This is a genomic window from Megasphaera sp. ASD88 (genome assembly GCF_002287425.1).
Lineage (GTDB): Bacteria > Bacillota > Negativicutes > Veillonellales > Megasphaeraceae > Megasphaera > Megasphaera stantonii.
Genome location: NZ_NQXW01000050.1, coordinates 1 through 1,775 on the forward strand (window position 1 = coordinate 1; position 1,775 = coordinate 1,775).

General features: G+C 55.2%; 2 protein-coding genes. Both read left to right on the plus strand.

Features of this window, described 5'->3' with window-relative positions; all coding sequences use genetic code 11:
• On the plus strand, positions 1 to 198 hold a 198-nt coding region (locus tag CJ260_RS12860), incomplete at its 5' end, for a hypothetical protein (RefSeq protein WP_198947476.1).
• On the plus strand, positions 199 to 1,775 hold a 1,577-nt coding region (locus CJ260_RS12405), incomplete at its 3' end, for a DEAD/DEAH box helicase (RefSeq protein WP_095630429.1).

The following is a 1,775-nucleotide window of genomic DNA, read 5'->3' on the forward strand; positions in this document are numbered from 1 at the left end:
ATTGGTCATGCTAAGCGGGGCGATGGCAAATTCCGTATCCGCTGGAACGAAGTCATCGGCGCGACGGGCCGGTTCCGCCTGGGTATCCGTAAATACAATGATAAGGAATATAATCAGGTCAAGAAATTTTACGATAAAGACCAGTCTTCCGCTGTTGCAGATCAGGCGAACGGAAGCTATACGATGGGAGCGTTTTAAATGGGCGCGGTAACGCTCCGCCCGTACCAGCAGGCGGCTATGGAGGCCGTCCTGCGGGAATGGGACGAAGGGCATGACAGAACACTGCTGGTCCTCCCGACGGGATGCGGAAAGACCATCGTATTCGCGAAAATCGCCGAATCTCGCGTGCGTGTCGGCGAGCGGGTCCTTATCATGGCCCACCGCGGCGAGCTGCTGGAACAGGCCGGCGATAAGATCCTACAGGCGACGGGCTTAAAGTGCGCCGTGGAAAAAGCCGAACAGACCTGCCGCGGGTCCTGGTACCGTATTGTCGTCGGCAGCGTGCAAACGCTCATGCGGGATAAGCGGCTGAAGCAGTTTCCGGCAGATTTCTTCGATACCATCATCATCGACGAAGCCCATCACAGCGTCTCAGACAGTTATCAGCACGTTTTACAGTATTTTGAAAGGGCCAAGGTATTAGGCGTTACGGCAACGCCGGACAGGGCCGATATGCGAAATCTGGGGACATACTATGAAAGCTTGGCCTATGAGTACAGCCTGCCGCAGGCCATCAAAGACGGCTATCTGTGTAAGATTATGGCTCAAACCATCCCTCTTACGATTGACATTTCTGGCGTTGGTATGTCTGCCGGCGATTACAAGGCCGGGGAACTGGGGTCTGCTCTGGACCCGTACCTGTCGCAGATTGCCAAAGAGATGCTGACGTACTGCGCTGACCGCAAGACCGTCGTGTTTTTGCCGCTGGTTAAGACCAGCCAAAAGTTTTGTGACATCTTAAATGAGGCTGGTTTCCACGCTGCCGAAGTCAATGGCAACAGCGACGACCGCGCCGAAATATTACAGGATTTTGACGAGGGAAAATATAACGTCTTATGTAACTCGATGTTACTGACGGAGGGCTGGGACTGCCCGAGTGTCGACTGTGTTATCGTCCTGCGGGCAACGAAAAGCCGCAGCCTGTACAGCCAGATGGTCGGCCGGGGCACGCGGCTCTTTCCGGGAAAGGATAACGTATTGTTATTAGATTTCCTGTGGAACACGGAAAAGCACGAGTTATGCCGTCCGGCCTGCCTCATTGCCGAGAGCAACGACGTAGCGGCCAAGATGACGGAAAAGCTCAACGAATCAGGCAAGCCGGAAGACTTGGAAATATTAGAGAAAGAAGCCGCTGAAGACGTCGTAGCCGACCGGGAACGGGCTCTGGCGGAAAAACTGGCAGCCATGAAGAAGCGGAAGCGTAAGCTTGTCGATCCGCTGCAGTTTGAGCTGTCGATTCAGGCCGAAGACCTGAGCGGCTATGTGCCGGCCTTTGGCTGGGAAATGGCGCCGCCGACGCAGAAGCAACTGGCAGCCCTTGAAAAGTTCGGCATTTTCCCTGATGAAATCGAAAGCGCCGGTAAGGCTAAGCTACTGTTGGATAAACTCATCAAACGCAAGGAAATGGGCTTAGCCACGGCACGGCAGATCCGGTTACTTGAAGCCCGCGGGTTCCAGCATGTAGGGACGTGGAGCTTTACAGCAGCCACGCAGATGATTGGCCGGATCGCGGCCTGCGGCTGGCGGATTCCGCGGGATATTACGCCGGCGACGTA